Origin of the sequence: Streptosporangium carneum (assembly GCF_027922005.1) — a bacterium.
In the GTDB taxonomy this organism is placed as follows: domain Bacteria; phylum Actinomycetota; class Actinomycetes; order Streptosporangiales; family Streptosporangiaceae; genus Streptosporangium; species Streptosporangium carneum.
Genome location: NZ_BSEV01000015.1, coordinates 87479 through 112238, shown reverse-complemented (window position 1 = coordinate 112238; position 24760 = coordinate 87479). Strand labels below are relative to the sequence as shown.

The window sequence follows — 24760 nt, the reverse complement described above, 5'->3', positions numbered from 1 at the left end:
GCTACGGGACGACGCCGTCGAAGGCCACCTGGAGGTGGCGGGGACCGCGCAGGACCGGACTGGGCCGGTACGGAGGCGGGTCGTCCACGAGCCGGGGGTTGCTCAGCCTGCGGGCGAGCTCGGCCAGCGCGACCTGCGCCTCGAGCCGGGCCAGCGGCGCGCCGAAGCAGTAGTGGATGCCGCTGCCGAACCCGAGGTGCTGGTTGTCGCGGCGGTCGGGGTCGAACCTGTCGGGGTCGTCGAAGCGCCTGGGGTCCCGGCTTCCCGAGGCCAGGACGAGCCAGATCGGAGCGCCCTTCGGGATGACGGCGCCCGCGACGTCGATGTCGGTGAGGGCGGTGCGCTGCGGCAGCAGCTGAACCGGCGGCTCGTAGCGCAGCAGCTCCTCGACGAGCGGGACGGCCAGCCCCGGTTCGCCTCTCAGCCGTTTGAGGACGTCGGGATGGCGCAGCAGGGTCAGCGTCCCGTTGGCGATGAGGTTGACGGTGGTCTCGTGACCGGCGATGAGCAGCAGGACGGCGGTCGTGACCAGCTCGACCAGTGACATCCGCTCCTCCGGGTCCCGCTCGGCGACCATCGCGGAGAGCAGGTCGTCGCCGGGCGCGCGGCGGTGCTCCTCGGCGAGCTCGGCGAGATAGCGGCCCAGTTCGAGCCGGGCCTGCTGGACGACGCGCTGCCGCTCCGCCTGGTCCTGGTCGGGGCTGGGGTCGAGGCCCGTGACGATCCGCTCGGCCCAGACGTGGAAGCGCGGCTCGTCCTCGTGGGGCACGCCGAGAAGCTTGCAGATCACCATCACGGGGAAGGGGTAGGCGAAGTCGTCCACGATGTCGGCCTGCTCCCTGCCCTGGAGGCCGTCGACCAGGCCGGCGACCATCCTGGCCAGTTCGCCGCGCATGTCGTGGATCCGCCTGGGGCTGTGCGGCGGCCCGAACGGCCGCATCGCCAGCCTGCGCAGGCGGTCGTGCTCGGGCGGGTCGAGCCTGATGAAGCTGGGCGGCAGGTTCGCGTCCTCCCCGGGCTCCGCCAGCGGGCCCCCCGCCAGAGGGTCGCGGTTGCGCGCGTCGGAGCTGATCCGCGGGTCGTGGAGCAGGCCGAGGATCTCCCAGTACGTGCTGACGGTGTAGACCCCGCTCTCCTGCCGTGCCACCGGTGTCCTGCGAAGCTCGGCGTACAGGGGGTAGGGGTCGGCACGGCTGGCGTAGTCGGTGATCTGCTGCAGCAGTGTGGCCTGCGTCATGGCGGAGTCCTTGGGCGTGGTCGGTCGAGGGGCCGTCTTCAGGCACGGGCCGGGGTGAACTGGAGCCTGCGCTCGCTGGGCGAGTAACCGCTCAGCGTCACGGTCGGCCCGTGGGTCGGCAGGGAGGGGTCCGGGAAGTCGGCGGGAACCGGCCGTGCGCCCTCGGGGCGTCTGTCGACGCCCGCGAAGACGGGCGGGAAGGGCGCGGCCGACTCGATCAGCCTCCGGTAGAAGTCGATCCATCTGGCCTGGTCGAAGGCGACCGCGGCGATGACCCGGCCCTGGTAGCCGTAGGCCGCGACGAAGCGGTTCTCGCCGAGTGCCCCCTGGGTGACGACGATCTCCTCTCCCATGGGCGGGACGCCGACCGACTTGATGTTGACGCCGAACTGGGCGGACCAGAAGGCGGGCACCCACAGGTGCGGGCGGCGCTCGAGCCCGGAACTGATCATGTTGTGGGCCGCGACCTCGGCCTGCGCGACCGCGTTGCCCCAGTGCTCCAGGGAGAGGAACTGGTATCCGAAGAGCGGATGGGGGGACCGGGCGACGTCACCGGCGACGAAGACGTCGTCGGTGACGATGCCGTGGACGTCGAAGGCGCGGCATCCGGCGTCGCAGGCGATCCCTCTCGGGCCCGCGGCGAGCCCGGATCCGGCGAGCCACTTGGTGTTGCGCATCGCGCCGAGCCCGATCACCGCCACGTCGACGTCGAGGGCGGTGCCGTCGGACAGGTGCGCGCGCCTGAGCCGTCCCGCCATGTCGCCCTCGAGGGAGGTCACCGTGATGCCGCAGCGCAGGTCGACGCCGTGCTCACGCTGCAGCCGCGCCGCGACCGCGCCGACGACGCCGCCGAGGGCTCCCACGAGAGGGGCGGGACCGCGTTCGGCGACCGTGACCTCGAGTCCTCGCTCACGGCAGGCCGAGGCGATCTCCGAGCCGGTGAACCCCGCGCCGACGACGAGCACCCTGCGGGGGCCCGCGGCCAGCTTCCGGTCGAGCCGGGACGCGTCGTCGGCGGTGCGCAGGACGAAGACCCCGTCGAGGGCGGCCTCGCTCTCCCTGAACCACGGCCTGGCGCGGGCGCCGGTCGCGATCAGCAGGCGGTCGAACTCGACCTCCTCGCCGTCCGCGAGGCGAACCCTCCTGTCCGCCAGGTCCAGCCCGGTGGCGGCGACGCCGAGCCGCCACCGGGCGTCGAGCCTGCGACGCCTCGGCAGCTCGGTGTCGTCCGCCGCCGTCCTGCCCAGCAGCACCTGCTTGGACAGGGGCGGCCGGTCGTAGGGGTCGTGCGGCTCGTCGCCGATCATGGTCAGTGACCCGGTGAAGCCCTCCTCGCGCAGCGTCTCGGCGGCGCGCAGCCCCGCCAGGGACGCGCCGACGACGACCACCCGCCCCTGACGCCTGAACTCCCGCGCGGCCGTGTCAGCGGGCATCGGTCCGTGTCTCCTCCGCGTCGGCCCCGTCCACGGTGATGGCCTGCACGGGACAGGCGGCGACGGCCCTGATGACCTGTTCGCGCTGCGCCTGACCGGCGCGGGGACTGTACATGAGGGCCTCCTCACCGTGCATGGTGAAGACGTCCGGAGCCAGGAAGGCGCACTGGGCGTACCCTTCGCACCGGTTCAGATCGACGACAAGCCTCACGGGAACCCTTGTCCCTTCGACGTCCCCCGCAACGGGTACGGCCATCAGGTGCTGCTCAGCCTAGGCCTGTGACCAGGGAAAACAACATCCACAATCACCGTGTTGCGGCTTTTGGCGCTATCTTTGCCGGTTCCCTCCCGAGGCCGGAGGGGTCCTTCGCCGATCATCCGCGTGCGGGGGCGGGCTCGCCGCCGGCCGGGCCGTGGGCGTCGCCGGGCGGGGCGGACGCGTCAGGAGACCTCCATGGGGTCGACGATCGGCGGAGCCGTACGGCCCAGCCTGGCCCTGACCGTGTACGCGAGCCGCGTCACGGCCAGGATGACGAGGACGCCGAGCACGATGGGCCCGACGCCGGGAGAGGTCGCGACGGCGAGCAGCGCCGCGACCAGCAGGACGATCACGGCCCAGCTCAGCCACGGGTGTCCCCACATCCGGACCGGCAGCGTCGCGGGGTCGGCGAGGGCGCGCAGCCTGAGCTGGCTCACCGCGATGAACAGGTAGATGACCAGCGTGAGCAGGCCGGAGGTGTTCAGCAGGAAGCCGAAGATCTCGTCGGGGCCGAGCAGGCCCGCGACGGCCACGACCACGAAGGCGAGGCCGATGCTGGCCAGGATCGAGGGCGCGGGCACGCCCGAGGGGCGCACCCTGGCGAGCGGGGCGGGCGCGTCCCCGCGCTCCGCCAGGGACATGAGCATCCGGGAGGAGCCGTAGATCCCGGCGTTCAGGATCGACAGCACCGCGACCAGGACGACCACGGTCATCAGGCCGCTCGCGCCGGGGACGCCGAACGCGCCGATGGCCGCGGCGAAGGGGCTGTCCTCCCCGTTCGCCGGGACCTTGTTCCACGGCACGACCGCGACGATCAGGAAGACCGAGCCGACGTAGAAGATCAGCACCCGCCACACCACGCGGACGGTGGCCCGCGCGACCTCCCTGGCGGGTTCGGCGGACTCCGCGGCGGCGATCGTGACGAGCTCCGCGCCGAAGTAGGAGAAGATCACCGTCACCAGCGCGCTCAGGACCGCGGTCCAGCCGTTCGGGGCGAATCCCCCGTGAGCGGTCAGCGCGGACAGCCCGGCCCCTCCGTCCGGCCAGAGTCCGACGAGGTACAGCGCGCCGACGGCCAGGAAGCCGACGACGACCGCGACCTTCGCCGAGGACAGCCAGAACTCGGTCTCGCCGAACACCTTCACCGAGACCAGGTTCGCCGCGGTGAGGGCGAGCAGCAGGGCGGGCGCGCCCAGCCACACCGGCAGGCCGGGAACGAGGCCGGACACCAGCCTCGCACCCGCGACCGACTCGAACGCGATCGCCGAGACGGTGAAGTACCAGTAGCTCCAGCCGACGAGGAATCCCGCCCAGCGGCCGAGCGCCAGTTCCGCGTAGCGGGAGAACGACCCGGTGGTCGGGTACGCCGCGGACATCTCTCCGAGCATCCGCATCACCAGGATGACGATCACGCCGCCCACGGCGTAGGCGACGACCGCGGCGGGCCCCGCCGTGGAGATCACCGCGCCGCTGCTGACGAACAGGCCCGCGCCGATGACGCCGCCTATGCCGATCATTGTCATGTGCCGCCGCCGCAGTCCGCGGCGGAGCGCTGTCTCGCCTTGCGCCATCGATGCTCCTTGGTTTCGTGGCCCCCGAGCCGGTTTTCCGGCGTGGAGGGTCCGGGCGCGGCTGAGCGCCCGGACGCCGGCCGCCGAGGCAGGGTGGGAGACGGAGATTCAGCCGCCGCGGAAGTCGGGGCCGCGTTTCTCGCTGAAGGCGTGCAGCCCCTCGGCGAGGTCGTCGCTGCGCAGGCAGGCGAGGGAGCCCTCGACCTCCAGGGCGAGCATGCCCTCCAGGTCCAGTTCCCAGGTCCTGCGCATGTGCTGTTTGATCAGCCTGACCGGGACCGGCGCGGCCGATCCGATGGTCTCCGCCAGCGCGACGGCCGCGCTGAGAAGTTCCTCGCCGGGGACGACGCGGCTGACCAGGCCGGCGGCGAGCGCCTGCGCGGCGCCGATCCGCTCCCCGCCCAGCAGCAGGTCGATCGCCCTGCCGTGACCGACCAGGCGGGGCAGGAAGTACAGGACGCCGTTGGTCGGGTACAGGCCGCGGCGCACCTCCATGAAGGCGAACTCCGCCTCGGAGGCGGCGATCCGCAGGTCGCTGGCTATCGCGAGCTCGGCCCCGACCCCGACCGCGATCCCGTTCACCGCGGATATGACGGTCTTCGGGTAGTCGACGAGCCTCCTCGTGACGTTCTGGAACTCCTCGACGCTCGCCGCGAGGTCCGCCGCGGCCGTACCGTGCAGGCGGGTCATGGTCTCGGCCAGGTCGACGCCTGCGGAGAAGGCGCGGCCGTGTCCCGTGAGGATCACCGTCCGCACCGTCTCGTCGTGTTCGGCCTCGTCCAGGGCCGCGCCGAGTTCGGCGAACGTCCGGTCCCTGAAGGCGTTCAGCACCTCGGGGCGGTCGAAGGTGATCACCAGCGCGGCGCCGTGGCGCGCCGTGCGGATGTCGGTCGCGCCCCCGCTCCCGACTCCGGCCGCGTCCTCGCGCCCGTCCCGCGCCCCGCCCGCCCCTCGGCCGGAGATGTGGCCGGAGACGTCGTGTCCGCCGGTGTCCTCCCGCTGCCCGGTCATCCGGCCTCCCGCCGTGCGTCGTAGGCGTCGCCTCGTCCTGTGGGCAGCAGATGCTTGGCGATCCGCTCGGACGGGGTCATCGGAAACTCGTCGACGTACTCCACGAAACGCGGCACCTTGAACCCCGCGAGCCGCTGCCCGACGAACTCGACCAGTTCCTGCGGCGGAACGGCGGAGCAGACCTGGACGAACGCCTTGACCTCCTCGCCGCGCAGCTCGTCGGGCACCGCGACCACGGCGGCGGCGCGGACGGCGGGATGCCGGGCGAGGGCCGCCTCCACCTCGGCCGCCGCGATGTTCTCGCCGCCACGGCGGATCATGTCCTTGCGCCTGCCGACGAGGTGGATGTATCCGCGCTCGTCGCGACGGCCGAGGTCCCCGGTGTACAGCCTGCCGTCGCGGATGCGTTCCGCGGTCGCCTCGGGGTCGTTCCAGTATCCGAGCATCATCGGGCTGCCGGTGACGACGATCTCACCGTCGACGAGCTCGACCTGTTTGCCCGGCACGGGCACGCCTGCCGCCCCGCTGCCCACGCAGGCGTCGTCGTCCAGGGGGACCGCGAGGTCGACTCCGGTCTCCGTCATGCCGTACGCCTCCCGCCACGGTGCCCCCCAGCGCTGTTCGAAGGCGGCGTGCAGGTCGGCGACGATGCCGGAGCACAGGACCAGCCGCACCCGGTGCGCCCGGTCCTGCGGATCCTCCGGCTGTCTGAACAGGTAGGTCGGCATGGTGCCGAGCAGATAGAGGAAGGTGGCGCCCTCCTCGCGCACCGACCGCCAGAACGTGGAGGCGGAGAAGCGCGGCAGGATCACCAGGGGGATGCCGACCTGCAGGCACAGCACGGTGTTCCACTGCGGGTCCATGTAGGAGAAGGGCTGCGCCGTCAGGTCGACGTCCCCCCGCCTCGCCCCGACGAGTCCGGCCGCCAGCTCGGCCAGGCGCAGCCAGTATCCGTGGGTGAGCATGCACCCCTTGGGGAAGCCGGTCGTCCCCGAGGTGTACTGCAGGTTCACGAGGTCGTCCTGGCCGATCCCCGGCAGTTCGAGGTTCCGCTCGGCGGCGGCCGCCTCGGCGCCCGCGTCGAAGGCGCCGGGAACGGCCTGACGCGCGGGACCGGCGTCCGCCGGGTCCATGAGCCCGACCTGCCCGACCCGCGTGCCGAGGAGCGCGAGCGCCGCCTCCGCCGTGCCCGCGAGCGCCAGCGCCGCCCCCGAGTCCTCGATCACGTGGGCGAGGTCGTCGTGGCGGTAGCCGACGTTGACCGGCACGGCGACCGCGCCGAGCTTGCCCACGGCCAGCCAGGCCACGGGGAAGCCGGCGCCGTTGGGGAGCATCACCGCCACCCGGTCGCCGCGGCGGATCCCGCGGGCTCGCAGCACGTTGGCCAGCCGGTTCGTCCGCTCCTCGACCTCGGCGACGGTGGTGGTGACGCCCTCGAAACGCAACAGCGGGCGTTGCCCCCCGGTGGCGGCCCGTTCCCTGAGCAGGTGGCCGAGGCTGGCGGCGCTCATCGGCCGTCCCCGGTCACGGGGTCGGGCCCGGCGGGGTTCCTGGTGGCGAGGTCGAACATGGCGGTCAGCTCGGCGGCGCACTCGGCGAGGTCGACGGCCGCCTCGTCGAAGACCCACTGGAGCATGACCCCGTCGATCGCGCCCTGGATCGTCGCGGCCAGGGTCCGGGGCGTGAAGTCCCGGAAGTCCCCGTCCTGCTGGCCCTTGCGCAGGATCGACTCGATGTGCCGCCTGCAGGGGTCGTAGGCGGTGGCGTTGAAGGCGCGCTTGGCCTCGGCCGTGCCGAAGCTCCCCCAGATGTCGACCATCGCGACGAAGTTGTCCCGGTGCCCGGCCATGAACGCGAAGCTCGCCTCGACGTACGCGCGGAGCTTGGCGGGACAGCCGCTCTCCTGCTCGACCCTGGATCTGATGAACCGGTTCGACTCCGCCAGCAGGGCGGTGACGATCTCCTCGATCAGCTCGTCCCGGCCGTCGAAGTGGTAGGAGATCACGCTCTTGCTGATCCCCACCTCGTCCGCGATCCGGGCCAGCGACGCCTGGGCGAGTCCCGCGCCGGCGATCGTCGTGATCGCGCTCCGCACGATCTGACGCCTGCGGGCCTCCTCGATGAAGGTGGACTTCTTCCTTCCGGACGACTTCCGTCCGTCCGGCATGTTTTTCGACCGCATGGCCTACATTTAGGCCGCACGGTCCTGACATCGCAAGAGGCCTGTGCGAACTCTCCGGTTTTCCCTACCCCGTGAAGCTGGTGCGCCATGGATGACCTCCCCCCGCTCCGGCCCCGCGAAAGAGAGGTCCTCGCGCTGATGGCGGAGGGCTGCTCGAACGCCGAGGTCGCGGCGCGGCTCCACCTGTCGGCGGGAGCGGTGGAGAAGCACGTCTCCAGCGTGTTCGCGAAGCTGGAGCTGCCGCCGACCGCGACGGGAAACCGTCGCGTCCTGGCGGTCCTGCGTTACCTGGGCCACCAGAGCGCCCCCGCCGACGGGCGGAACCGCCTCAAGCCGGACTGAGCGGTCCCGCCGCGTGGACGCGGTCAGCCGGTCGGCATGCCGCTGGGGGTGACGCCCCCGGTCGGAGTGCTCTGGGGCGAAGGCTCCTCGCCACCGCCGCCTCCTCCGTTGCCGCCGCCACCGCCGCCGCGGGCCTTCTCCAGCATTTCCAGGTGCCCCTGCACGATGGGCTTGGCCTCGGAGGCGAGCTTCTTCACCTCGGCGGAGGAGCCGTCCTGCAGCTCGTTGTTGATGTTGGAGAGGGTCTGCCGGTGCCCGGCGATCTGTGCCCTCACCCAGCCGGTGTCGAAGGCCGCCCCGTCCAGCCTCGCCAGCGCCTCGAGCGCGGCGCGCTGCTTGGGCCCCGGCTGCTGCGGAAGCTCCACGCCGGCCTTCTGAGCCGCCTGCTTGACGGCGTCGTCCAGCTTGGTGTGGTCGGTGATGAGTTTCTGGGCGATGTCCTTCAGAGTGTCGTTGCTCGACTTCCTCTCCGCGAGCTTCGCCGACAGGATCTCGGCCAGATTGGACCGGTGGGCCTGTACGAGGAACTTCTTGTCCTGCTCATTGAGCTCGGGTTGAGCCAGAGCGCCGGTGGTGGTGCCGCCGACTACGACGAACACGACGGTCAGCAGGACCATGATCCTTCGAATCATTCGAACCTCCGTCGATCGGTTCTTGAGCGTAATTAGGACTTTCTCCTCATCAGCACCGATATTCACCGTTATAGCAATAGTTATCCGCAAACCATGTCAAAGGTTCTATAGAGAGGTGCGCCGCCCGGTGACCCGCGGGCGGACGGCGTGCCCGCCCGTCAGGCCGTCGCGTGGAAACGGCGGTGCAGCTCGCGCACCTGTTCCGCCAGAGCGGGAACCGGGCCCTCGACCACGACGCCGGGGACGATCTCCCCGATGGGCAGGGGCCGCACGGGAGCCGGGGGGACCCCCAGCTCGGCGAGCCAGGCCGCCGTCTGCGCCGAGGAGCTCGCGTACACGATGCGGCCCAGCCCGACCCAGCCGTGCGCGGCGGCGCACATCGGGCAGTGCTCGCCCGAGGTGAAGACCGTCGACGTCGCCCGCTCCCCCGGAGCCATGTTCGCCGCCGCCCAGCGCGCCAGCTCGAACTCGGGATGGCGGGTCCGGTCTCCGGAGGCCACGCGGTTGCGGTCCTCCGCGAGGAAACTCCCGTCCCCGGCGACGAGCACGGAGCCGAAAGGCTCGTTACCCGCCTCCAGCGCCTCGGCCGCCAGCTCCACGCAGCGGCGCAGGTGCCCCAGATCGGCGTCGCTCACCATGACGGCCTCCTCGAATGTGATCTCCGGCGCGGCTCCGGCCCTTTCCCTCATGGTCCTCCGGCCGCCCCGTCACCCGGGCGTCACCCCGGCCAGGCGTGGGAACGGCGTGGGAACACGGTGAGCGAACGATGCCTCTCAGAAATTCGCCCCGTGCCCGGCCGTTCGCTCGCCTTGACGGTTATCCCCGTTTCCGCGGTGACGGACGCCGATCGACGCGGCGGCTGAGGCGCTCAGCCCGCCTCGCGACGGGGCGCGGCGGCCGGCCCGTCCTCGCCGACCGGATCCGCCTCGCTCCTGTGGGTCGGACCGTGCGGATCGGCGCAGTGGGGACCGGTCTCGCCGATGGTGAGCAGTTCGGCGGGCGCGTGGTCGACCTGCATCGTGGTGTGGCGGATGCCGTACTCCTCGTGGACCATCCGCTCGGCGGCGGCGCGCACGGCGTGGCAGTCGGCTCCCGGCTCGACCAGGATGTGCGCGGACAGCGCCGCGTATCCCGAGGTGACCTCCCAGATGTGCAGGTCGTGAACTTCGACGACGCGCTCGAGGGCGGCCGTCCTCCTGCCTATCTCCGCGGGGTTCATCCCGGCGGGGGCGGCCTCCATGAAGACCCTCCCCGCGTCGCGGACCAGGCCCCAGCCCGCCTTGAGCATCAGCGCCGCCACGACGAGGGCGGCGACGGCGTCGGCCCTGCTCCAGCCGGTCAGCCAGACGACGGTCCCGGCCACGGTGGTCGCGATGAACGCGTAGAGGTCGTTGAGAATGTGCTGAAAGGCCCCCTCCACGTTGAGACTCGACCGGTTCGCCCTGCTGAGCAGCCAGGTCGCGACGAGGTTGACCGCGATCCCGGCCAGACCTGTCACCACGACGTACAGGCCCTCGACGTCCGGCGGCTCGATCAGCCGGCGGACGCCCTCGTAGACGAAGTAGACGCTGAGCAGCAGCAGGGTGATGCCGTTGATCTGCGCGGAGACGATCTCCGCTCGTTTGAGCCCGTAGGTGAAGCCGCCCTGCGGGGGTCGCGCGGCGATCCGCATCGCGACCAGCGCGAAGACGATCGCGATGGCGTCGGTCAGCATGTGCCCGGCGTCCGAGACCAGCGCGAGCGAGCGGGCGGCGAGGCCGATGACCACCTCGACCGCCATGAATCCGGTGATCAGCACGAGCGCGCCGGTCAGGTAGCGGCGGTCCGCCTCGGCGCTAACGCCGTGCCCGTGCCCGTGACCGTGCCCTCGCCCCCGGCCGTGGTCGTGCCCCTCGTCCCGGTTCCCCGCGGTGGCGTCAGACATCGTCCGGCCCGCCCTCACCGTGCCCGATGTGGGTGATGGCCAGGTCGAAGAGCATCCGCACGTGGGAGTCCGCGAGGCTGTAGTAGGCCATCCGCCCCGATCTGCGGACCTTCACCACCCGGTGCGCGCGCAGCAGCCGCAGCGCGTGCGAGGCGGCCGACATGCTCTGCCCGGTCGCCGCCGCGAGGTCGCACACGCACATCTCACCGCCCTCGAGCAGCGTCGCCAGCAGCCGCAGCCGCCCCGGGTCGGCCAGCAGGCCGAAGACCTGGGCCAGGTCCTGCACCGCCTCGTCGGAGGGCAGGAACCGGCGCACCGAGGACACGCGCCCGGCGTCCACCGCCTGGGCCTGGCACGCGTCCTGGTCCAACGGCACAACAGTTGAACGATTACTCATATGTTCAATTTAGCACGCGTTCTGGAGGCCGTGCCGTACGGCTGTGGCCGCACGGCACGGCCGGTGACCGCGCCTGTCGGAGCGGTGCTCACCCCGGGCCGAGCGCCGCCCGCGCCGGTACGGCCGCGCCGAGACGGCCACGCCGTTCGAGACCGCGGACGAGGGCCGAGGAGACCAGCCCGGCGGCGGCCAGCAGCAGCCAGGGCAGGCTCGCCAGGCCCGAGGAGGCCGCCAGGTCGATCACCGCGCCGCTGAGCAGGTTGCCCGCCAGGACGCCCACGCCCGACAACAGGTTGTAGAGCCCGTAGTAGGTGCCGATCAGACGCTCGCCGCCCAGATCGGTGATCATGGCCATCTCGAAGGGGAAGGCCACCATGGTTCCCAGGGTGAGCAGGACCACGCACGCCACGACGGGGGCCAGCGCCGCCCACGAGGACGGCCCGGCCCCGGGCGAGGCGGTCAGCGGCACGAAGGACACCCCCATGAGCAGCAGGCCGAAGGCGACCGCCCGTCCTCCGCTCAGCCTCGCCGAGCACCAGGCGGTCAGCCGTATCTGGCCGAGGACGCCGAGCAGGGCGGAGATCGTGTACAGGAGCGCCACCCCGGAGCCGGAGCCGGTGACCCGCCGTACCTCGAGGGGCAGCCCCAGGTACATCTGGTACGACAGTGCGTACGAGGCCGTCATCGCGGCGGCGAAGGACAGGAAGGCCCGGTTGCCGAACGCCTCCCTCCAGTCGTGCAGGACCGGCCGCGCCGACCCCGCCTCCGCCCCCCTCCTGGCCGGCAGGCAGGCCCACTGCAGAACGGCCAGCAGCGCGAAGACCGCCGCCGCCGACAGGCAGACCGCGCGGAAACCCGCCCCCAGCAGAGCCATGCCCACCGGCGGCCCGAGCAGGATTCCCGTCTGGTAGAAGACGTTGAACAGCGCGAACGCCTCGACCTTGCGTGCCCCCGCCTCGTGGGCGAGGTAGGCGCGGGCCGCGGGGTTGAACAGCGCCCCGGCGAACCCGGTCAACACCGCGGCGACGACCAGGATCGGCAGCGACCCCGAGAGCCCGAAGAGGGCGAACCCCGCTGTGCGGAGCGCGCACCCCGCCATGATCATCGGCTTGTAGCCGAGCCGGTCGGACAGGGTGCCGCCGACCAGGAACAGTCCCTGCTGACTCAGGCTGCGCAGCCCCAGGACCAGCCCCACGGTCCAGACCGCCAGGCCCGCGTCACGGACCAGGTGGTCGGCCAGGTACGGCATGAGCATGTAGAAACCGAGGTTGATGCCCATCTGGTTGACCTGGAGCACCTGGATCGGGCGGCCGAAGGAGCGGAACCGCCTGACGGTCTCGATCACCGCCTCCTCCCCCGGGCACGGACGTCGGCCGGGTCGGCCACGTCGGCGCAGCGCGTCCAGCGGCGCACCTCGCGTTCCGTCAGGGAGGCGACCTCGTCGGGCTCCTCCGCGGGGACGGTCGCGAGCAGGCCGTTGGCCAGGCAGTAGTCGTCGGCGAAGATGGTGTTCCAGTACCGCCACGGCCCGTCGGGGAAGATCGCCACGATCGTCCGGTCCGCGGGACCGGTGCGGGCCAACCAGCGGGCGACGAGGGTGACGGCTCCGGTGCTCCACCCTCCTGAGACGTAGTGCCGCGCGGCGAGCGCGCGGCAGGCCCAGACGGCCTCGGCCGCGCTCACCCAGTGCACCTCGTCGAAACTGTCGTAGGCGACGTTGCGAGGATGGATGCTGCTGCCCAGGCCCCTCATGAGCCGGGGCCTCGCGGGCTGGCCGAAGATCGTCGAGCCGACGGTGTCGACCCCGACGAGCTTCACACCGGGGTGGTGCTGGCGCAGCACCCGGTGGATGCCCGCGCTGTGCCCGCCGGTGCCGACCGAGCAGACCAGCACGTCGATCTGGGGCAGCCTGCCCATCAGTTCGTGGGCGAGCCCGGCGTAGGCGGTGACGCTGTCGGGGTTGTTGTACTGGTCGGGGCAGTAGGAGCCCGGCAGTTCCTCCGTCAGCCGCCGGACCCGCCTGCGACGGGCCTCCTGCCACCCGCCGACGGGGTCGGGCTCGGTGACGATCTCCAGGCGCACGCCGTACGAGGTCAGCAACCTGCGCATCAGGGGCTCCAGGCCGGGGTCGCCGACCAGGACGACCGGATGGCCGAAGACGATCCCCGCCAGGGCCAGGCCGAGGCCGAAGGTGCCGCTGGTCGACTCGACGACGGTCCCGCCGGGGACCAGGTCCCCCCTGGCCCTGGCCTGGCGGATCATGTGCAGTGCCGGGCGGTCCTTGATGCCGCCGGGGTTGAAGCCCTCGAGCTTGGCCCAGAACCCTCGCCCCTCGGGGACGATCGGCCCCGAGACGAAGGCGAGCGGGGTGTTGCCGACGGTCAGGGCGAGCGAAGGGCAGCCCGAGGAGGCCGCGCGCCCGGGGCGCGCGGCGGTGTCATGTGGTGTCATGGTGGATCCCTGATGTGAACGACGTGGTCACGGCATGCCGTACGGCCACGTCACGGATAAGGAAGTGGACGCGGATGGGACGACGGGACAGGCCCGCCACGCACGGGCGGGCGAGCGGCGCGTCGGCCTATATGCGCATCACGCAGAGATCCAGGAGGCCGGGCGTCTGACGCGCGGAGCCGTCATGGCGGGCCCGCGGCCCGCGTGCCGTCGGCGAGGACGGGAGCTCGGGGAGCGACGCCGCCTCGGACGGGGACCCGGACCCCGCCGCGACGACAGCCGAGCAGTCGCCCTCCGTGCCGTGACGGTGCCCGGACGGCAGGTCGCGATGGTGACATCCCGTGTCACGCGGCGCCTCGGGGACACGGCACTCCTCGCCCCGCCACACCGAGGTTCTGTGGGGCCCCTGCGCCGTGTGGGCGGCGTGCCCGCCCTCCTCCGACATGACCACCGCCGCGCAGGCCCCGCCGTGCGCGAAGACCAGCCCGACGAGCACCGACAGGGCCAGCAGGGCGCCCGCAAGTGCCGAGCCCGCGGCGGGTGCGGCGGGCCTGTGACGACGAGGTGATCGTGTCCGGGACATCAGCCGTGATGATGCCCGCGAAACGGCAGGACGCGCCCCGCGGGAACAGAGGATTGCGTAAAGCCCGCCGCCCCGGCCCCGGACGCCGGACCGTCCCGCGGCGGGCGCCGGACGCCGCGTCGCCCTCACCTCGCCCCGCCGCGGACGCCTGGCGACGGAGGCAGGGCGGGGGCAGGGCGGGGGCAGGGCGCTCTCGCCACGCCACGGCGGCGCGAATGCCGCCCCGGCAGGCCCGGGTCGCCCACACTGGGACTCGACCAGCCACCACCCCGGTCGCCGTCCGGGCAGCGCGCCGGCGACCGCCGCCTCGGACGCCGCCGGGCGACCCCGCAGGCGGCCGCGACCACGGGCCGGGGCTCCGCCGCGTCGCGGACCCTCGCCGTCCCGCGCGGAGGGCTTCGATGATCCTGTCCAGACGTGAGGTGCTCGCCGGGCTCGGCTCGCTGGCCGCCCTCCCCGATCCCGGAGCCCGGGCTCCTCTGCCGCCGGTCGTCCCCACCGGCCCCGCTCCCGAACGGCTCGCCGAGGACGAGGCCCTCTGGCGCGCGGTCGCACGGCACTACCGGGTCAGCACGGACTTCGTCAACCTGGAGAACGGCTACTACGGGATCATGCCCGACCCGGTGCGCCACGCCTACCGCCGCGTCACCGACCATCTCAACGAGGTGAGCTCCCACCTGCTGCGCACGACCTACAAGGCCCAGGCGGAGCGGGCCAGGCGTCGTGTGGCCGCCGTCGCCGGGGTGTCCGAGGAGGAGATCGCCTTCACCCGCGGCGGCACCGAGGCCCTGCAGAACCTGATCTCCGGCTATCGCGGGCTGCGCCCCGGAGACTCCGTGCTGTACGCCGACCTCGACTACCACAGCGCGCAGTACGCCATGAACTGGCTGCGTGACCGGCGCGGCGTGCGGGTCGAGCGGATGGTCGTCCCCGAGCCCGCGACCCGGCAGGCGGTGCTGGACGCCTACGAGCGGGCACTGAACGAGCACCCCCGGCTCAGGCTGCTGCTGCTCAGCCACATGAACAACCGCACGGGGCTCGTCCTTCCGGTCAGGGAGATCGTCGCGATGGCCCGGGACAGAGGGGTCGACACGATCGTCGACGCCGCCCACTCATGGGGGCACCTGGACTTCACCGTCGGAGATCTCGGGGCGGACTTCGCCTTCTTCTCCCTGCACAAGTGGATGGGCGTCCCACTGGGGGCGGGCTTCCTCTACATCCGCAGGGAGCGTCTCCCCGACATCGACCCGGTCTTCGCCGACGAGACCTACCCTACGGACGACATCCGCTCGCGGGTCCACTCGGGCACGATGGACGTCGCCCCGATCCTCACCGTGGAGACCGCCCTGGACTTCCACGACGCCCTCGGCGCCCCGGTCAAGCAGGCGCGCCTGCGCTTCCTGCGCGACCGCTGGGTCCATCAGGTGCGCGACGTCCCCAACCTGGAGATCCTCACCCCGGAGGACCGGGACATGTACGGGACGATCACGGCGTTCCGGGTGGCCGGACGCACCTCGGAGGCGGACAACGTCGCCGTCGCCGCATATCTGATGGATCGCTACCGCGTCTTCACGGTGCGCCGAGGAGGCCCCTCCGCGGGCGACTGCGTCCGGGTCACCCCGGCGTTGTTCACCTCGGCCGACGACGTGGACCTGCTCGCGACGGCGCTGCGGGACGTCGCCCAGCGGATGCGCCGCTGACGCCTCCCGCCCGGAATGTCTCCTTTTACGGTGTTGCCACCATCGAAAAAACCAGGTTATATCACGTTAACAATTATTTTTGTGCTGACAGTAAACCCGGCCCTCCACCCCCACGTCGGTTTGTCATGCTCCTCATATGCGGCAACGGCCAGCCCGATTCCCAACATCAAATGATTTGTCGGAATTGCGAGTAATGCCTGCTTTAACGGCCTACGGAACGCCGGTCCTCCACGACGGGCCAGGAAGCCGCCCGCGACCGTCGCGGACGGACCGGCCGTTCCCGGCGGCACGCGGTTGACCGTCCCCGGCCGGGCCAGGGTTCTCCCTCCCGCCCGCGGACGCGGTCTGAGATCGGAACGACAAGAAAGCACCGATGTGAAGCAACTCCAGGCGAAACCCCGATTCATCCCGGCGGGAAGAGTCCTCGACCCGCTCGTCATCGGCCGCGGGCCGAAGACGCGTCCGGTCACCGGCGTGATCCCGGACGCGACCGGAAAAAGGCCGGACAGCGAGCTCGACGGCGCCGACCTGCCGGACCTGGCCGTCAGGGCGGCCTCCGTCAGGGGAGAGGACCATCGTCGCCGGGGAACCCCGCGCCGGGACGCGATGGGACTGTGGCAGATCGACGAGGCCCGGCTCCTCGCGTGCGTCGCCACGGGGGTCGCGGACGGGGAGCTGTCGCACGTCGGATCGGCCGACGCCTGCTCCGCGGCCTACCGCAACCTGCCCGGCCTCCTGCGCCACGTGGAGCGCGGCGCCCCCGCGGAGTCCTTCTTCGCGGACGTCGCGGGCGATCTTCGCGGACGGGCCGAGCGCGACCGGGTCACGGTCGACGCCCTCGGCACCGCGCTCCTGGTGGCGGTGATCGACACCGGCGAGCACCGCGCCCACGTGGCGCGCGTCGGCGACGGCGCGGCGACGCTCCTGCGTGACGGGCTGTGGACGCCGTGCCTGCCCGAGGCCGCCGGGGCCGCCTCGTCCGCCACGCTCCCCGGGGACGCGGCCTCGGTGGAGACCGCGACGGTGGACCTGCGCAGAGGCGACATGCTGCTGCTGTGCACGGGCGGCCTGGCCAGGCCGCTGCGCGGCGAGCAGGTGAGCGACCAGGTGTCGGCCTGGTGGACCCAGCCGACGACGCCCTCCCTTCCCGAGTTCTTCTGGCAGCTCAGCTTCCGCGCGGAGTCCCACGAGGACGACCGCACGGCGGTGTGCGCCTGGCGGCTCTGAACGGCTCCCGGCACGATCTCCCCGGCGATCCCGGCCGACCGGAGACAACCTCCGGTCAGCCGGGGTCGCCGCCGGGTCTCACGCGTACGTTCCGGCCCGCGTTCACGCAGGCCGCAGACATCAGAGGTCTCGGCTTCCCCAAGGGCGCTCTCTCGTCGATCGCGTACAGCAGGGCCCGAACAGTCGGGCCTCCTTCGCGGACGGCCTGGGGGCGACGCGGGCGATCCGGGGCCGCTGCTCGCCGTCGCGTGAGCGCCGATCCACCGGTAAGCGACCCGGGGGAACGCCCATTCCCGCGGCTTCGCCTTCTTCCCTTTTCACCGATGGAGAACCCTGTTCCCGCCGGAGGACGTCACCGGCCGATTCGAGTTCCACCGGCCGACACGGCGATCGCTGGAACCCGGCGGCCTGGGCACGACGGTTTCACGGGCGCGACCCGGGGAATCTTGCCGGCTCGCGCCCGCGTTTCCATTACTTTTGTCCGCATAAATGACATCACCGCTAAAACAACCGGCTGCACTGTCCAGAGATTTCCTGCCAGGCGAGCTGGAAAACGGGGCTTACCCACGCGGTGGACATTCGATGCGGGGTGTTGCGGCGGTTCGCCGACCGGAGGCGCGCACCGGTCATGCGGCCTGGCAGCTCACCGTGGCCGCGGTGGGGATGAGCAGCCTGACCAGCGCTTCGGCCGCCTGGACGGTGGGGGCCTGAACCATCACCTCGATCGACGCGACGTTGAGGAATGTGACGGAGCACTTGAACGTCGCCGCGCTGGCCGGGGCGGCGAACAGGGTGGCGGCGAGAACGGCGCTCCCGAGAACGCCGGCCGCTTTGGCCGTAATACGCTTGCCGGACATGACTCCTCCTTAGAGTCTGATCACCGATAAAGCGCCTATAATTGGCGTCATGCGAAAAGTACGTCCGCATCAAGCAGGCGTCAATACCGCGCATCGGCGATTTCAAGTGAGACGGAATCCAAAAGAACGCAAATGCTCTCATAAGGATTGAAATCAGCGAACTGAATTCGAGGGATCGAATACCGGGAGACGAAGCAGATCTTTTCGGCCGCCCTGCGCACGGAATCGCCGATGCCGATCCCGCACGTCACGACCGCGGGAGGACCTGACGCCCCTGCCTGGCGGCGCCTGGCCGCCCCGGCACCTCGCCCCACCCGGCGGCGAGGATCCGGAGAGCGATCGGAGCGGGCCGTCCCAGGAATGATGTCGTCGTGGACATCAGAGACATCACGGATACCCTGCTCGCTTTCCTGCGTGCCCGTATCGATGAAGACGAGCAGGAATGGCGGGATCTTCGACCACCCCGACTGTCAGCCGGAGTGGTGGTCTCCGGACGATATCCCCGGCTTTCAGCAGGAGTGGTGGTTTTCTGATGGTTCCGCACCGCACGGGTGAGCCGTGTCGCCGGGAGACTCATGATTCGCGCACGGGTCGGCGGGAAATAACCTCCGGTTGGCCGGGGTTGCCGTTCTCATGGCTGAAGACAACATCCGTGGCGTGGCACGCGGCTCCGCCGAGGTTCCGCTGTCGATCCTGGAGCTGGCCGTCGTCGGGTCCGGGGTGACCCCGACGGAGACCCTGCGCGCCAGCACCGAGCTCGCCAGACGGGCCGAGGAGTGGGGATACCACCGGATCTGGGTGGCCGAGCACCACGGCATGCCCTCCGTGGCCAGTTCCTCCCCCGCCGTGTTGATCGCCCATCTCGCCGCCGCGACCAGGACGATCCGGCTGGGATCCGGCGGCGTGATGCTGCCCAACCACGCCCCGCTGATCGTGGCCGAGCAGTTCGGCACCCTCCACGCGCTGCACCCGGGACGCATCGACCTCGGGCTCGGCAGGGCTCCGGGAACCGACCAGGCCACGGCCAGGGCGCTGCGCAGGCACGGCCTGGACGCCGACGAGTTCCCCGAGCAGCTGGCCGAGCTGACCGCCTTCCTGGACGGGTCGTTCCCGCAGGGACATCCCCTGGAGAGGGTCGTCGCCACCCCCAGGTCCCCCGAGTCGGGGCGCCCGCCGATCTGGCTTCTCGGCTCCAGCGGCTTCAGCGCCCAGCTCGCCGGCATACTCGGCCTGCCGTTCGCGTTCGCCCACCACTTCAGCTCGGCCAACACCCTTCCCGCCCTGGAGCTGTACCGCTCCTCCTTCCAGCCGTCCAGCGTGCTCGACCGGCCGTACGCGCTGATCGGCGTCTCGGCCGTCGCCGCGGACACCTCCGCGCAGGCGCTCCGCCTGGCCCGTTCGGGCGCGCTGTCCACGCTCAGGCTGCGCCGCGGGGCTCCCCAGCCGGTCCCGACCCCGGAGGAGGCCGAGGCCTACCCCTACAGCCCGTTCGAGGAGGACTTCGTCCAGGAGCATCTGTCCAACGTGGTCCTCGGGGACGCGACCGAGGTCAGGGAAGGCCTCAACCAGCTGCGAAAGCGCACCGAGGCGGACGAGCTGATGATCACCACCATGGTCCACTCCCCCGCCGACCGGATCCGCTCCTACGAGCTGGTCGCCCAGGCGTACGGCCTTCCCGGCGGCTCGTGACCGCTCCTCCGCGACCCATGACACTCCGCCCGCGCGGGGCCTCCCCTCTCCGACGCGAAGCCCGCGCGGGCGGTCCTGACGCGCGGGCTTGATGCGAGCCGCGCGGGGACGGTCCGGACTCCGAATTCACGCGAAACATCCACCGGAAGGAGCCTGCCGCCCGCTTCCCCCTATAGCGTCTGTTCCAGACGACCTTGACCACCGTCGCCCGCCCCGTCCGGGCACGACGTGCAGGAGGAGCCGCGTGAACGACCTGCCGATCTGCCTGACCTGCGGCGTCCAGTACGCCGCCCCGCGTGAGAACTGCCCCATCTGCGAGGACGAACGGCAGTACGTCGGCTGGCAGGGCCAGCGGTGGACGTCGCTGAACGAGCTGCGCGAGGCGGGGCACAAGCCGATGATCGCCGAGGAGGGCGCGGGGGTGGTCGGCGTCGGCGTCGATCCCGCGACCGCCATCGGCCAGCGCGCGCTACTGGTCCGCACTCCCGCGGGGAACGTGCTGTGGGACATGGTCACCTACCTCGACGACGACATCCTCAGGGAGGTCACCGAGCTCGGCGGGGTCGACGCCATCGCGATCAGTCACCCGCACTTCTACGGGACGATGGTCGAGTGGGCGCACGCCTTCGACGCTCCTGTCTACATCCACGCGAAGGACCGTGAGTGGGTGGCGCGCCCCGACGAGTCGGTGGTGTTCTGGGAGGGCGAGACCCGCGAGATCGTGGAGGGCCTGACCCTGATCAACGCGGGCGTGCACTTCGACGGCGGCCAGGTGATGCACTGGCGCGACGGCGAGGAGGGCCGAGGCGCGCTGTTCTCCGGCGACATCCTCCAGGTGGTGCCGGACCGGCGGTGGGTCAGCTTCATGCACAGCTACCCCAACCTGATCCCCGAACGCCCCAGGACGGTCCGCCGCGCCCTGTCGCTGCTCGCGCCGTACGACTTCGACCGCGTCTACGGCGGCTGGTGGAAGCGGGTCGTGCACACCGACGGCGCCGACGCCGTGCGGCGCTCCGCGGAGCGCTACCTCGCCTTCGCCCTGGACGACTCCGACTCCTGAGAGCGAAGGCCTGGCCGGGGGGAAGCAGGTGGAAGGCGGCGCCGTCTCGCGGCGGCCTCGCAGTGATCTCGCCTCGCGGTGATCTCACAGTGACCTCGTCGCGGCCTCGCCGGTTACCGGCTTCGCGGCGGCTCACCCCGGCCGGTCGGCCTCCGGCGGCGGCCGGGACCCGGGAGCCGGTCCGGGATCCGGGACGTCGTAGTCGATGTCGACATCGAGCGGAGGGTGCTCCTCCGGCCAGTCGGCGGGCTCGATCAGCTGACGCATCGCGGGGCTGTCGAAGAACGAGGCGAAGGCTCCCATCACCCCCTCCCCCAGCGGACGGAAGGCCTCGACCACGGCCTGGGTGTGCACGCCGACCTCCTGCAGCAGCTCCTCGACGAGGTGCGGCAGGGGCGGCGACGGCAGCGCGAGCCGCGGTTTCGGCGGAGGCTTCTCCGGTGGCGCCCAGCGCATGGAGTCCTCGCTCATGGCGAGCCACTCGTCGACGACTCCGTCGATGGCGTCGAGCACGTGATCGGGATCGCTCGGCATGGCGTCTCCCCCCGTGTCCGGGATTCGATACCTCGACGTTACCTCGCCGAATGCCCTCAGGACAGGGCGCGGGCCCGCTGTACCCCCTCCCACCAGCGGACATGTCCTCGCCGAACGGGATCAACGCCTGGAATAAGCCCAGCCGAACAGGGTAGGAGTCCTCCGCTGGGATCATGGCGGGTCGGGTCGTCCGCCGCAGTCGTCGTGCGAAGGGAAACGTCATGGCCAGGCGACGGGCGGGATCCGGCGTTCTGCGCCGCAAACCCATCGAGCACATCGAGGAACCAGAGGGCGGCAGGAGCGAGCAGCTCACCCGCGTGCTGGGACTGTGGCAGCTGACCGCGATCGGGGTCGGCGGCATCATCGGCGCGGGCATCTTCACCCTCGCGGGCGCCGTCGCCAACGGCGTCGCCGGTCCCGCCGTCGTGATCTCGTTCCTGATCGCCGGCATCGCGAGCGCGGCGGCGGCGTTCTCGTACGCCGAGTTCGCCGGGCTCATCCCCAAGGCCGGATCCGCCTACACCTACGGTTACGCCGTCCTGGGCGAGCTGGCGGGCTGGTTCATCGGCTGGGACCTGCTGCTGGAGTACACCGCGATCGTCGCGGTCGTGGCCATCGGCATCTCGGGTTACTTCTCATTCCTGCTCGGCGACCTCGGCGTGCAACTGCCCGCGTGGATGCTGGGCGCGCCGGGAACCGGTGAGGGGCACCGGGTCGACCTGTTCGCCGCCCTGCTGTGCCTGTTGATCGCCTACCTGCTGAACCTCGGCATGAAGAACGCCGCCAGGTTCGAGATGGCGGTCGTGGGGTTGAAGGTCGCCGTGGTGCTGCTGGTCATCGTCGTCGGCTTCTTCCACATCAACACCGACAACTACACCCCCTTCTTCCCCTACGGCATCAGCGGCGCGATCACCGGCGCCGCCACGGTGTTCTTCGCCGTCTTCGGCTACGACGCCATGAGCACGGCTGCCGAGGAGTCGAAGGACTCCCAGCGCCACATGCCGAAGGCGATCATCTACTCCCTCGGCATCTCGATGGTGCTGTACGTGCTGGCCTGCCTGGTGCTGACGGGCATGCAGAAGTACAGCGAGATCGACAAGGAGAGCGGGTTCTCCACGGCGTTCAAGTCGGTGGGCCTGCGGGGCCTGGCGGACGTGATCGCGGTCGGGGCGATCGTCGGCATCCTCACCGTCATGTTCACCTTCATGCTCGGCGTGAGCCGCGTGTGGTTCTCGATGAGCCGCGACGGACTGCTGCCCAGGTGGTTCGCCAAGACGCACCCGACCCGGCACGTGCCGACCCGCGTGACGTGGATCGTCGGCGTCATCTCGGCCCTCATCGCCGGGTTCCTGCCCATCGTGGAGGCCGCGGAGCTGACCAACATCGGCATCCTGCTCGCCTTCGTCGTCGTGTGCGCCGCGGTGATCGTGCTGCGCTACAGGCGGCCCGACCTGCCGCGCACCTTCCGCTGCCCGGGAATGCCCTTCGTCCCGGCGATCGGCATCCTCTTCTCGCTCTGGCTGATCACCTTCCTGCAGTGGCAGACCTGGGTGCGTTTCGCGGTGTGGTTCCTGATCGGCCTGGTCGTGTACTTCGGATACTCCTACCGGCACTCCGCCCTGGCCCAGAGCGAGCCCGCGGCGCACGGAGACGGCGGCGCGGCGGGCGACGGCTGACGGCCTCCCGTTCCGGGCCCGCGGGACTCCTCCACCGGGAACGCCGGGAGAGCGCGAGCGCCGTCCGCCAGAGCCGCGTCAGCAGGTGTGACGGCCGGAGACGGTGTCGCGCAGACCGCGGACCGCGGAGTTCACCCTCTCGAGCGGCTCGTCCTCGGCGAGCTCGGGCCGCCTCGGCGGGCACCCCGCGCGGACGTCGGCCGCGATGTCCTCCAGGGAGGCGACCACGGCTCTGACCGCCTCCGGCGACGGCGGCGGCGCGCCGTGCTCGGCACGGGCGACGGTCGCGGCGGTCGCGTCCGCCACCTGTTCCAGCGCGGTCATCGCGGGCATCCACGTGGTGACGCGCCTGCTGACCACGGAAGGCTCGGTCACCGCCCGCTGGAAGACCGTCCGCAGATCGGCCAGGGCGTCGTAGACCCGGTGCCGCAGCAGCGCCCTGCCGGTGTGCCCCCTGTCGAAGGCGTGCCCGAGGTAGTTCGCGGTCGCGGAGACCGCGTCGGCGAACCTCGGGCCGACCGGCGCCTCCCAGCTCGCCGGCCACGGCAGGTATCCCAGCAGCAGGACGATCAGGCATCCGGCCAGGGTGTCGACCAGGCGGATCTCCGCCAGCCTCGGGCCGCCGTGGGTCAGCAGGTCGACCAGCAGCAGCACCAGCGGCGCCTGGAAGGCCGACATCAGGCCCCAGTTGCGTTGCATGCCGTACGGCAGGAGCGCCGCGAACACCGCGATCGGGACGAGGATCGCCGGGCCGTACGGCACGGCGACGAGCACCACGGTGCCGATCAACGTGCCCGCCAGGGTTCCGAGGGCGCGCTGCACGGCACGGGCGAACACGGACCCGAAGTCGGGTTTGAGCACCAGCGCGACGGTCAGCGTCATCCAGTAGGAGCGCTCGAACCAGCCGAGCTCGCTCACCGCGCCCGCGGCCCCCATGCAGAGCGCGAGCCTGGCCGTGTAGACGCGGGTCAGGTGGCCCGACCAGACCCTCTCCCAGATCTCGGCGATCCGCCCCCGGCGCCCGAGCCGCTCGTAGGGCAGCTGGTCGGCCACGACGTCCCCGCCGGAGAGCAGTTCGACGGCCCCTTCGACGGCGGAGCCGAGGGCCCGTGTCGCGGGCGAGTCGCCCTCGCGCCGAAGCGGCGCCGGGGGCGGACGCTCTCCCGCGAGGGCGGCGGCGATCTCACCGACGGCCGCCGCCTCCTCCGCCGGCGGCGCGCGGTCCTCCAGGTCCAGCGAGATCAGCGCGTTGCGGATCAGCGACGCCTGGTTCAGCAGGGCGACGAGGCGGGTGCGTTCCGGATCGGTCCCCGCCGCGGCGGAGCGGGCGCTGAAGACGGTGTCGTAGGCGTTCCTGAGAGCGGAGTCGAAGGCCGCCATGGCGTCGGCGCCCCGGCCGGCGAACAGCCTCTCGAGCGTCCGGTAGGCCGCGATCACCGCGGCCTCCTCCGGCGCCCTCGGGTGCAGCGGCCAGTCGGCCAGCGCCAGCGCGAGCGCCCACGCGACGCCGATCAGGAACATGACGGTGTTGGTTCCCGGCGGGCCCGGCAGCGGTATGCCTCCGCCGAGAACGGTCATCACGAGCAGCTGGAGCCCCGCCGTGGAGCCCGCCGCCCCGGTCGTGCTGATCAGCGCGGAGACCACCGCGGCCGCCACCAGGACCAGCACGGTCATCCAGCCGTGGCCGCGGAACGCCGCTCCGACGAGGTAGCCGAGCGCCCCCGCGAGGCCGGCGGCCCCCATCCGGATGATCCTGGCCCGGTAGGCTCCGCCCCGGTCGGCGAGGGCGGTGCCCATGGCCCCCATGGACGGCAGCAGCCCGAGTTCGATCCGCCCCGCGGCGAGCGCCGCCAGCAGCGGGGCCACCACGGCCAGCGCCATGCGCAGCATCGGCCACCACTGGGGCGCGGCGGGCGCGACCCTCACGGTTTCGACGAGCCATCCGGGGGCCGCGTCCGCGAGCGTGCCCGCCGCGCGTCTGAAGAGCCGGGGCAT

At 71.6% G+C, this 24760-nt stretch carries 23 protein-coding genes; 6 read left to right on the top strand and 17 right to left on the bottom strand.

The annotated features are described in order from the left end of the window. Window position 1: 1 nt before the first annotated feature. The 7 genes from PKF00_RS27805 to PKF00_RS27775 all read right to left on the bottom strand — a co-directional run bounded on the left by PKF00_RS27805 (window position 2) and on the right by PKF00_RS27775 (window position 7678). Entirely contained in the window at window positions 2-1237 is a 1236-nt protein-coding gene (locus PKF00_RS27805) for a cytochrome P450 (protein WP_271220605.1), read from the bottom strand. Window positions 1238-1275: 38 nt separating this feature from the next. Beyond that, window positions 1276-2670, bottom strand: coding sequence for an NAD(P)/FAD-dependent oxidoreductase (locus PKF00_RS27800; protein ID WP_271220604.1), 1395 nt, complete (start codon window positions 2668-2670; stop codon window positions 1276-1278). Continuing rightward, window positions 2660-2881, bottom strand: a complete 222-nt coding sequence (locus tag PKF00_RS27795; RefSeq protein ID WP_271220603.1) for a ferredoxin — start codon at window positions 2879-2881, stop codon at window positions 2660-2662. Before PKF00_RS27795 ends, PKF00_RS27800 begins: the two co-directional genes overlap by 11 nt. Window positions 2882-3111: 230 nt before the next feature. Then, the gene (locus tag PKF00_RS27790) at window positions 3112-4500 is read right to left on the bottom strand and encodes an amino acid permease (protein ID WP_271220602.1); all 1389 of its coding nucleotides are present in this window, start codon (window positions 4498-4500) and stop codon (window positions 3112-3114) included. A gap of 108 nt (window positions 4501-4608) precedes the next feature. Continuing rightward, window positions 4609-5511, bottom strand: coding sequence for an enoyl-CoA hydratase/isomerase family protein (locus PKF00_RS27785; protein WP_271220601.1), 903 nt, complete (start codon window positions 5509-5511; stop codon window positions 4609-4611). Then, a complete protein-coding gene (locus tag PKF00_RS27780) occupies window positions 5508-7022 on the bottom strand; it encodes an AMP-binding protein (RefSeq protein ID WP_271220600.1) in 1515 nt (504 codons plus the stop codon). Before PKF00_RS27780 ends, PKF00_RS27785 begins: the two co-directional genes overlap by 4 nt. Then, window positions 7019-7678, bottom strand: a complete 660-nt coding sequence (locus tag PKF00_RS27775) for a TetR/AcrR family transcriptional regulator (RefSeq protein WP_271220599.1) — start codon at window positions 7676-7678, stop codon at window positions 7019-7021. Before PKF00_RS27775 ends, PKF00_RS27780 begins: the two co-directional genes overlap by 4 nt. Window positions 7679-7780: 102 nt before the next feature. On the opposite strand from PKF00_RS27775, the gene PKF00_RS27770 reads away from it, so the two are divergent. Then, window positions 7781-8035, top strand: coding sequence for a response regulator transcription factor (locus PKF00_RS27770; RefSeq protein ID WP_425582155.1), 255 nt, complete (start codon window positions 7781-7783; stop codon window positions 8033-8035). A 23-nt stretch (window positions 8036-8058) separates the two neighbouring features. On the opposite strand, the gene PKF00_RS27765 is transcribed toward PKF00_RS27770, so the two are convergent. The 7 genes from PKF00_RS27765 to PKF00_RS27735 form a co-directional block, all read right to left on the bottom strand. Next, window positions 8059-8667: a DUF4142 domain-containing protein gene (locus PKF00_RS27765; protein ID WP_271220598.1), complete on the bottom strand. Its 609-nt coding sequence runs from the start codon at window positions 8665-8667 to the stop codon at window positions 8059-8061. Between the two features lie 158 nt (window positions 8668-8825). Further along, on the bottom strand, window positions 8826-9305 hold the full coding sequence (locus tag PKF00_RS27760) for a nucleoside deaminase (RefSeq protein ID WP_271220661.1): 480 nt from the start codon (window positions 9303-9305) through the stop codon (window positions 8826-8828). A 230-nt stretch (window positions 9306-9535) separates the two neighbouring features. Beyond that, on the bottom strand, window positions 9536-10591 hold the full coding sequence (locus PKF00_RS27755; protein ID WP_271220597.1) for a cation diffusion facilitator family transporter: 1056 nt from the start codon (window positions 10589-10591) through the stop codon (window positions 9536-9538). Beyond that, window positions 10584-10988 carry an ArsR/SmtB family transcription factor gene (locus PKF00_RS27750; RefSeq protein ID WP_271220596.1) on the bottom strand — a complete coding sequence of 135 codons (405 nt, stop codon included), beginning with the start codon at window positions 10986-10988 and terminating at the stop codon, window positions 10584-10586. The genes PKF00_RS27755 and PKF00_RS27750 overlap by 8 nt, the downstream gene beginning before the upstream one ends. An 88-nt stretch (window positions 10989-11076) precedes the next feature. Beyond that, window positions 11077-12333: an MDR family MFS transporter gene (locus PKF00_RS27745; protein WP_271220595.1), complete on the bottom strand. Its 1257-nt coding sequence runs from the start codon at window positions 12331-12333 to the stop codon at window positions 11077-11079. After that, the gene (locus PKF00_RS27740; RefSeq protein ID WP_271220594.1) at window positions 12330-13439 is read right to left on the bottom strand and encodes a PLP-dependent cysteine synthase family protein; all 1110 of its coding nucleotides are present in this window, start codon (window positions 13437-13439) and stop codon (window positions 12330-12332) included. The genes PKF00_RS27745 and PKF00_RS27740 overlap by 4 nt, the downstream gene beginning before the upstream one ends. 127 nt (window positions 13440-13566) lie before the next feature. Continuing rightward, window positions 13567-14022 carry a hypothetical protein gene (locus PKF00_RS27735; RefSeq protein ID WP_271220593.1) on the bottom strand — a complete coding sequence of 152 codons (456 nt, stop codon included), beginning with the start codon at window positions 14020-14022 and terminating at the stop codon, window positions 13567-13569. Between the two features lie 401 nt (window positions 14023-14423). Here PKF00_RS27735 and PKF00_RS27730 point away from each other — a divergent pair, with 401 nt between their 5' ends. After that, complete coding sequence (locus PKF00_RS27730; RefSeq protein ID WP_271220592.1) at window positions 14424-15722, top strand: aminotransferase class V-fold PLP-dependent enzyme; 1299 nt, start codon at window positions 14424-14426, stop codon at window positions 15720-15722. Between the two features lie 375 nt (window positions 15723-16097). After that, the gene (locus tag PKF00_RS27725; RefSeq protein WP_271220591.1) at window positions 16098-16949 is read left to right on the top strand and encodes a protein phosphatase 2C domain-containing protein; all 852 of its coding nucleotides are present in this window, start codon (window positions 16098-16100) and stop codon (window positions 16947-16949) included. A gap of 626 nt (window positions 16950-17575) precedes the next feature. Here the strand turns inward: PKF00_RS27725 and PKF00_RS27720 are convergent. Then, entirely contained in the window at window positions 17576-17806 is a 231-nt protein-coding gene (locus PKF00_RS27720) for a hypothetical protein (protein ID WP_271220590.1), read from the bottom strand. Window positions 17807-18463: 657 nt separating this feature from the next. Between PKF00_RS27720 and PKF00_RS27715 the strand changes: the two genes are divergently transcribed. Together PKF00_RS27715 and PKF00_RS27710 are read left to right on the top strand one after the other, a co-directional pair. Next, entirely contained in the window at window positions 18464-19495 is a 1032-nt protein-coding gene (locus PKF00_RS27715; protein WP_271220589.1) for an LLM class flavin-dependent oxidoreductase, read from the top strand. 244 nt (window positions 19496-19739) lie between these two features. After that, window positions 19740-20555 (top strand): MBL fold metallo-hydrolase, encoded by an 816-nt coding sequence (locus PKF00_RS27710; protein WP_271220588.1) that lies wholly within the window; start codon window positions 19740-19742, stop codon window positions 20553-20555. 132 nt (window positions 20556-20687) lie between these two features. Here PKF00_RS27710 and PKF00_RS27705 read toward each other — a convergent pair whose 3' ends face one another. Next, window positions 20688-21089 carry a hypothetical protein gene (locus tag PKF00_RS27705; protein ID WP_271220587.1) on the bottom strand — a complete coding sequence of 134 codons (402 nt, stop codon included), beginning with the start codon at window positions 21087-21089 and terminating at the stop codon, window positions 20688-20690. Between the two features lie 221 nt (window positions 21090-21310). On the opposite strand from PKF00_RS27705, the gene PKF00_RS27700 reads away from it, so the two are divergent. Beyond that, complete coding sequence (locus tag PKF00_RS27700) at window positions 21311-22765, top strand: amino acid permease (RefSeq protein ID WP_271220586.1); 1455 nt, start codon at window positions 21311-21313, stop codon at window positions 22763-22765. A 78-nt stretch (window positions 22766-22843) separates the two neighbouring features. Here the strand turns inward: PKF00_RS27700 and PKF00_RS27695 are convergent, their stop codons facing one another. Further along, window positions 22844-24760 carry an FUSC family protein gene (locus PKF00_RS27695; RefSeq protein ID WP_271220585.1) on the bottom strand — a complete coding sequence of 639 codons (1917 nt, stop codon included), beginning with the start codon at window positions 24758-24760 and terminating at the stop codon, window positions 22844-22846.